The sequence below is a fragment of the Kitasatospora sp. NPDC059812 genome (assembly GCF_042732075.1).
GTDB lineage: Bacteria > Actinomycetota > Actinomycetes > Streptomycetales > Streptomycetaceae > Kitasatospora.
Genome location: NZ_JBHWIO010000012.1, coordinates 56112 through 63434, shown reverse-complemented (window position 1 = coordinate 63434; position 7323 = coordinate 56112). Strand labels below are relative to the sequence as shown.

Annotated in this window: 6 protein-coding genes; 3 read left to right on the top strand and 3 right to left on the bottom strand. The window is 73.5% G+C overall.

The window, feature by feature from the left end; all coding sequences use genetic code 11:
* Window positions 1–142: 142 nt before the first annotated feature.
* Window positions 143–2317: an MMPL family transporter gene (locus ACFV6D_RS09090; protein ID WP_380558992.1), complete on the bottom strand. Its 2175-nt coding sequence runs from the start codon at window positions 2315–2317 to the stop codon at window positions 143–145.
* 155 nt (window positions 2318–2472) lie between these two features.
* Between ACFV6D_RS09090 and ACFV6D_RS09085 the strand changes: the two genes are divergently transcribed.
* The gene (locus ACFV6D_RS09085; protein ID WP_063347989.1) at window positions 2473–3096 is read left to right on the top strand and encodes a TetR/AcrR family transcriptional regulator; all 624 of its coding nucleotides are present in this window, start codon (window positions 2473–2475) and stop codon (window positions 3094–3096) included.
* A 20-nt stretch (window positions 3097–3116) separates the two neighbouring features.
* Here the strand turns inward: ACFV6D_RS09085 and ACFV6D_RS09080 are convergent, their stop codons facing one another.
* Entirely contained in the window at window positions 3117–4067 is a 951-nt protein-coding gene (locus ACFV6D_RS09080; protein WP_063347990.1) for a LysR substrate-binding domain-containing protein, read from the bottom strand.
* A gap of 192 nt (window positions 4068–4259) precedes the next feature.
* On the opposite strand from ACFV6D_RS09080, the gene ACFV6D_RS09075 reads away from it, so the two are divergent.
* Together ACFV6D_RS09075 and ACFV6D_RS09070 are read left to right on the top strand one after the other, a co-directional pair.
* Window positions 4260–4811, top strand: coding sequence for a peroxiredoxin (locus tag ACFV6D_RS09075; RefSeq protein WP_063347991.1), 552 nt, complete (start codon window positions 4260–4262; stop codon window positions 4809–4811).
* Window positions 4812–4814: 3 nt separating this feature from the next.
* A complete protein-coding gene (locus ACFV6D_RS09070) occupies window positions 4815–5357 on the top strand; it encodes an alkyl hydroperoxide reductase (RefSeq protein WP_063347992.1) in 543 nt (180 codons plus the stop codon).
* A gap of 75 nt (window positions 5358–5432) precedes the next feature.
* Here the strand turns inward: ACFV6D_RS09070 and ACFV6D_RS09065 are convergent, their stop codons facing one another.
* A complete protein-coding gene (locus ACFV6D_RS09065) occupies window positions 5433–6824 on the bottom strand; it encodes an AI-2E family transporter (RefSeq protein ID WP_363372455.1) in 1392 nt (463 codons plus the stop codon).
* Window positions 6825–7323: the final 499 nt, after the last annotated feature.

The window sequence follows — 7323 nt, the reverse complement described above, 5'->3', positions numbered from 1 at the left end:
GGGGGCCCCCGGTATCGGTGGTTGTGGCCCGCCCCCCCCCCCCCCCCCCGCGGGGCGGGGGGGGGCGCCCCCCCCCCCCGCCCCCCGCCGCCCCCCCGGGCCCCGGGCCCCCCACGGGTGGCTGCGGGCGCCCGGGAGCGGTTCAAACCCCGGCCGGCTCCTTCGCCGGCTCCAGCCGCGCGATCAGCTGCTCGCCCTCCATGTCGACCCGCGGCACGACCTTCTCCAGCCGCTTCGGGAACCACCAGGCGGCCTTGCCGAACAGCGCCATCGCGGCCGGCACCAGCGCCATCCGCACCACGAAGGCGTCCACCAGCACGCCCACCGCGAGGGCGAAGCCGATCGGCTGCACGATCGGGTCGTGGCCGAAGACGAACGAGCCGAACACCGACACCATGATCAGCGCCGCCGCCGTGACCACCCGGGCGCCGCCGCGCACCCCGGCCACCACGGCGTCCCGCGGCGCCTTCCCGTGGACGTACTGCTCCTTCATCCCGGAGACCAGGAACAGCTCGTAGTCCATCGCCAGCCCGAACAGCACGCCGATCAGCAGGATCGGCACGAAGCTCACCACCGGACCGACCTTCGGCACGTCGATCAGGCCGTCCAGCCAGCCCCACTGGTAGACCGCGACCACCGCGCCGAGCGAGGCGGTGATGCTGAGCAGGAAGCCGGCCACCGCCTTGAGCGGGACGAGCACCGAGCGGAACGCCAGCGCCAGCAGCACCACCGCGATGCCGACGATCACCGCGAGGAACGGCGGCAGTGCCTGGCCGAGCTTGGTGGAGACGTCGATGTTGGCGGCGGTGGTGCCGGTGACGGCGATGTCCGCGCCGGTCGAGGTCTTGAGCGGCGCGCGCTGGTCGCGGATCTCGTTGACCAGTGTCCTGGTGCCGGCGTCGTCCGGTCCGGTCTGCGGGATGACGGTCAACAGGGCGGTGCGACCGGCCTGGTCGACGGCCGGGGGCAGCAGTGTCCGCACGCCCGGCAGGGTCTGCAGCCTGGCCGCCACCCCCTGCACCGCCTGCTCCGGCTGCGGCGCGCCCCCGGCGTCCACGACGACCACCAGCGGCGCGTTGAAGCCCGGCCCGAAGCTCTCGCCGACCAGGTCGTAGGCCTTGCGCGCATCGGTGCCGGCGGCCTGCGAACCGCCGCCCGGCAGGCCGAGCTGGAGGCTGGCGGCGGGCACCGCGAGCAGGCCCAGTCCGGCCAGTCCGACGAGCAGCACGGCCAGCGGGCGGCGGACCACGAAGCGGCCCCAGCGCTCGCCCAGGGTGGTGCGGCCGCCGGTGCGCAGCGCCCGCTTCCAGACCGGCAGCCGGTCGATGGCCCGGCCGGCGAAGCCGAGCAGCGCGGGCAGCAGCGTGATCGCGACCAGGACGGCCACCACGACGGCGCCGGAGGCGGCCAGGCCCATCACGGTCAGGAAGGGGACGCCGGCGACGGCGAGCCCGGCGAGCGCCACGACGACGGTGAGGCCGGCGAAGACGACGGCGCTGCCGGCGGTGGCGGTGGCGCGGGCGGCGGCCTCGTCCGGCTCCAGGCCCTCGTCCAGGTGGCGGCGGTGCCGGGAGAGGATGAACAGCGCGTAGTCGATGCCGACGGCGAGACCGACCATCAGGGCCAGCACCGGCGCGGTGGTGATGATCTCGAACGAGCCGGACAGCACCATGATCGCGGCCATCGCCACGCCGACCCCGACCAGGGCGGTCAGCAGCGGCAGCCCGGCGGCGACCAACGAGCCGAGGGTGATCACCAGGACCACCCCGGCGATGGCCAGACCGATCGCCTCGCCGCCGTCGACCTGCGCCATCCGGTTGTACGCGTCGCCGCCGAAGGCGACGTCCAACCCGGCCGCGCGGGCCGGTTCGGCGGCGGCCTTGACGGCCTCGCGCTGCTGGTCGGTGACGTCGGCGAGCTTGTGGTCGAAGGAGACCAGGGCGATCGCGACCCGGCCGTCCGGTGAGACGGCGTGGGTGGCGTACGGGTCGGGCACGGCAGCCACGCCGGGGACGGCGGCGATCCGGGCGACCGTCTCGCTGACCGCCCTGCCCGCCTCGGGCGTGGTGGCGCCGCCGGGCGCGGGGGCCGCGAAGACGACCTGGGCGGAGCCGTGGCCCTGCTCCGGGAAGGTGTCCTTGATCCGGTCCAGGGTGGTCTGCGCCTCGGTGCCCGGCACCTTGAACTCGTCGCTGGTCTTGCCGGCGAAGGCACCCGCGGCCCCGCCGATCGCGATCAGCACGGCGATCCAGACCGCCAGCACCGCCCGCCGTCTCCGGAAGCAGTAGCGGCCCAGTCGGTAGAGGTACGTGGCCATGGGTGACCCCTCGGTCAGATCGTCGGGCAGGCAGGTGCCTGAACAGGTCGCGGTCCACCGTACGCGCAACCTTGTCAGGCGACAAAGTTGGTCGACAGTATCGAGCGACAGAATCTCTCGACGCAGTTGTCCGACCATGGCGATACCCTGGCTGGATGGCTCATGTCCCCGCCTCCGAACGCCGACCGCAACTGGTCCAGGCCGCCCTCGACCTGATGACCCGGGAGGGGGTCGCCGCCGGCAGCACCCGGGCGATCGCGGCCGAGCTGGGCGTGGCGCAGGCGACGGTGCACTACACCTTCGGCACCAAGAAGGACCTCTACCGGGCCGTCGTCGAGCAGCTGACCGCCGAGTTCATCGGCCACGTCCGCGCCGCCTACCCGGGCGACGGCTCCTTCGGCGAGCAGGTCGCCACACTGGTCCACGCGCTCTGGGAGAGCTCGACCGGCACGGACGGGCGCTGCCTGCTGCTGAGCGAGTTCGCGGCGCTGGCGATGCGCGACCCGGACCTCCAGGAGATCATGCGGGCGCTCCAGCACGGGATCGAGCGCACCGCGGCGGAGATGCTCACCACCCTCGCCGAGGCGCACGGCCTCGAACTGGCCACGCCCGCCGAGGAGATCGCCGTCCACTTCCTCACCGGCTTCGACGGCCTCACCGACCGCTACCTGGCCCTGCGCGCGCCCGGCGAGCAGCCCGACCACGGCACCCTGCGGGCCCTGGACCTGCTGGTGGCCACCACGGTCGGACTCTGCCTCGGCGCCCCGGCGAAGCCGTAACCGCGTAAGGCTGCAGGCCGCTAGGAGGCGATCCGGACCGGGAGTTCGGCCAGCACCTCGCGCAGCGCGGCCGCGAAGCGCTCGTACTCGGCACTGCGGGCCGAGCCCGGGCGGGTGGCCAGCCCGATCCGGCGGCCGGGGGTCGGGGCGGCGAAGCGGACGGCGGCCAGCCGGTCGGTGCGGCCGGCCTCGACGTCCAGCGCGGTGGCGGGCAGCAGCGTCACCCCGAGGCCGCCGGCGACCAGCTGGACCAGGGTGGACAGGCCGGCCGCGCGGGTGGTGGAGCCCCCGGGATCGGCGCCGACCTCACGGCAGATGTCGAGGGCCTGGTCGCGCAGGCAATGGCCCTCCTCCAGCAGCAGCACGTCCAGGTCGAGCAGCACGTCGCGCGGGACGTCGATCCGCCCGGCGAGCGGGTGGTCGGGCGGGGTGACCAGGACGAAGTCCTCGTCGAACAGCGGGATGTCGCGGGTCGGCGAGGTGCCGCCGGCCGGGAGCGCGAGCAGCAGGACGTCCAGCCGCCCGGCGGCCAGTCCCTCCAGCAGCGCGGGGGTGCGCTCCTCGTGGACGTGCAGTTCCAGCTCCGGGAAGCGGTCGCGGACCAGCCGCAGCACGGTGGGCAGCAGGTAGGGCGCGACGGTCGGGATGACGCCGAGGTGCAGCGGCCCGGTGAACGGGCGGCGGGCGGCCTCGACCTCCTCGGTGAGGGCTTGCAGCGAGGCGAGCACCCGGCGCGCGTGCTCGCGCACGCGCTCACCCAGGGGGGTGATAATCACCCTGCGCGTCGTACGCTCGACCAGCTGCGCGCCCAGCGACTCCTCCAGCGCCGCGACCGCCCCGGACAGGGCCGGCTGGCTGGTCCCGGTGGCGGCGGCGGCCTCCCGGAAGTGCCGGTGCTCGGCGACCGCGAGGAAGGCCTTGAGCTGGGCGACGGTCGGCGCCCGGGGGCTGCGGACTGTGGCGCTCGCCACAGCGGCCTCGGGTTTGGCGGCGGCGCCCCTGCGGGGGCGGGGCCGCGACGTGGGCGGTTCGGTACTGATAGCCATCTCCGATCAGACACATCAAGTGTAGCTATTTCCCTGATCAGTCCACGATGTGGAACCGTAGGACGTGTCCGGAATCCGGACAAAACTCCCCTCAGTCTCACTTCAGGAGAAGCGAACGTGCTCACGATCGGTGACAAGTTCCCCGAGTTCGAACTCAACGCCTGCGTCGACCTGGACGCCGCGAACGCCTTCGCCGAGATCAACCACAAGTCCTACGAGGGCAAGTGGAAGATCGTCTTCTTCTGGCCGATGGACTTCACCTTCGTCTGCCCGACCGAGATCGCCGCGTTCGGCAAGCTGAACGACGAGTTCGCGGACCGCGACGCCCAGATCCTCGGCGTCTCCGGCGACTCCGAGTTCGTGCACCACGCCTGGCGCAAGGACCACAAGGACCTGCGCGACCTGCCCTTCCCGATGCTGGCCGACGTCAAGCACGACCTGATGCGCGCCTGCGGCGTCGAGGGCGCCGACGGCACCGCCCAGCGCGCGGTGTTCATCGTCGACCCGAACAACGAGATCCAGTTCGTCATGGTGACCGCCGGCTCCGTCGGCCGTAACCCCAAGGAGGTCCTGCGGGTGCTGGACGCCCTGCAGACCGACGAGCTGTGCCCGTGCAACTGGACCAAGGGCGAGGACACCCTCGACGCCCAGGCCCTGCTGGCGGGCTGACCCATGGCCCTCGACGACCTGAAGGCCGCCCTCCCGGACTACGCCAAGGACCTCAAGCTCAACCTGGGCTCGGTCATCGGCAACTCCGACCTCCCCGCCCAGCAGCTCTGGGGCACCGTGCTGTCCTGCGCGATGGCCACCCGCAGCGCCGCCGTGCTGCGTGAGCTGGAGCCCGAGGCCAAGGCCAACCTCTCCCCGGAGGCGTACACCGCCGCCAAGGGCGCGGCCGCGATCATGGGGATGAACAACGTCTACTACCGGACGCTGCACCTGCTCTCCGACAAGGAGTACAGCACGATGCGGGCCGGTCTGCGGATGAACATCATCGGCACCCCGGGCGTCGAGAAGGTCGACTTCGAGCTCTGGTGCTTCGCCGTCTCGGCCATCAACGGCTGCGGCCAGTGCCTCGACTCGCACGAGGCCGTGCTGCGCAAGGCCGGTGTCGAGCGCGAGGTCGTCCAGGCCTCGATGAAGATCGCCGCCGTCCTCCAGGCCGTGGCGGGCGTCCTCGACTCCGAGGCCGCCCTCGCCGCCGCCGGCGCCTGACGGACCCCGCACCAACGCCGACGGGCCCTCCCGGACACCACGTCCGGGAGGGCCCGTCGGCGTTGTGCTTCGGCCTCAGCCGTCCGCGGCCGGGGCTGCGGAGGTGCGGCCCGCGGCCTCGCGGGCGGCCTCCATGGCGGTGAAGACGGCCTGGCCGGCCTCGTTGCGGCGGCGCAGGTGGGTGATCACGGTGTTGGTGACGGCGATCAGCGGGACGGCCACCACCGCACCGCCGATGCCGCCGATGATGCCGCCGGCCGCGACGCCGAGGACGACGCCCAGCGGGTGCACCCGGACGGCCCGGCCGAGGATCAGCGGCTGCAGGATGTGGCTCTCTATCTGCATCACCGCGACCAGCACGATCAGCACCATCAGCGCCGTCCACGGCCCCTCGGTGACCAGGGCGATCAGCATCGCGACCGTGCCGGTGACGAGTGCGCCGACCAGCGGGACGAAGGCGCCCAGGAAGATGATCACGGCCAGCGGCATCGCCATCGGCACGCCCAGCAGGTCGATGCCGATGCCGATGCAGACCGCGTCGATGAAGGCCACGCAGACGGTGCCGCGCACGTACGCGGTGAGCGTCGCCCAGGCCTTCGGGCCGGCGCCGGCCATGGCGAAGCGGGAGTGCCGGGGCAGTCCGCGCAGCGCCCAGTTCCAGATCCGCGCGCCGTCGTAGAGGAAGAAGAAGGTGGTGAAGAAGGCCAGCGCCACGGCGGTCAGCACCTCGACGGCGATCTGCGCGCCGGTCAGGCTGGCCGAGGTGATCTGGTCGGTGTTGGTGGTGATCGCCTTGCCGATCTGGTCGGCGTAGTCGTTGATCTGCTGCTGGGTCAGGTGCAGCGGCCCGGTGCTCAGCCAGTCCCGCAGCTGGTCGACGCCGTCCTTCACCTTGCTGGTGACCGTCGACAGGTTGGTGGACACCTGCCAGACCACGAACCAGCCGACCAGCCCGATTCCGGCCAGACCGCTCAGGAACACCCCGCCCGCCGCCAGCGAGCGCGGCACCCCGTGCCGGCGCAGCCAGGAGACCGTCGGCTCCAGCAGCGCGGAGATCAGCAGCGAGGCCAGCACCGCGAAGGCGACCAGCCGCAGCATGTCGACGATGTAGAAGACGACGTAGAGCGCGCCGCCGAGCAGCAGCAGCCGCCAGGTCGACTCGGCGGCCACCCGCAGCCCCCAGGGCACGGCCTCGGCCGGGGTGGCGGGCCGGCCGGGGTGGTACTCCCGCGCCAGGCCGGGCGGTGCCACCGGCGAGGGGGCCGCCGGGGCGGCGGCCGGCACCGCGGCGGGTTCGACCCGCGGGGCCGGCACCGGATCGGGCGCCTCGGCCAGTGCGGGGACGGCGAGCTCGTGCGGATCGGCCGCCATCGCGGCGCGCCGGCGCCGTTCGATCACGGCGGCCGCGCTCGCCACCACGGCCATGCCCTTGGCCACGGCCTTGAAGGCCTTTCCGCCCCGCGCCATCCTCGCTACCACCGCTCCCCTGCTGAGCCGCCGTGCCCGGCGGTACGCCGTGGGTCCCGCCACGGCCGTCAGGGATGACGCTACCCGGCGGCGGCCCGGCCAGTCCGGCCCCCGCCGGGTTCGGCTCGAACAACCTCGCCATCAAACCGGGGCAAAACGCCAGGTTTCAGATGGTTTCGGACCGAGATCGCTGGGGAGGAGTCGGGACGAGGCCCCCAGGGGAGAGCGAGGCCTCGGGCCACGGACCAACTGTCGGCGGACCGGCCGGCGCGGGAAGCAACCAGGACCCCTTCCCGCGCCCCGCGTCCGCACCGGGCCCGCACCGCCCGCAGGCGCACTGGTCAGCGCAGCCCGGGCGGCGCGGCCCGACCCGGCTCCCGGTGGGCGGGAACGCGACGGGCCCCCCGGCCCGGGGGGGGGGGGGGGGGGCGGGCCGGGGGGGCCGGGGGGGGGCGCCCGGGGGGGGGGGGGGGCGGGGGTAGAGGTTTGTGTGGAGGAG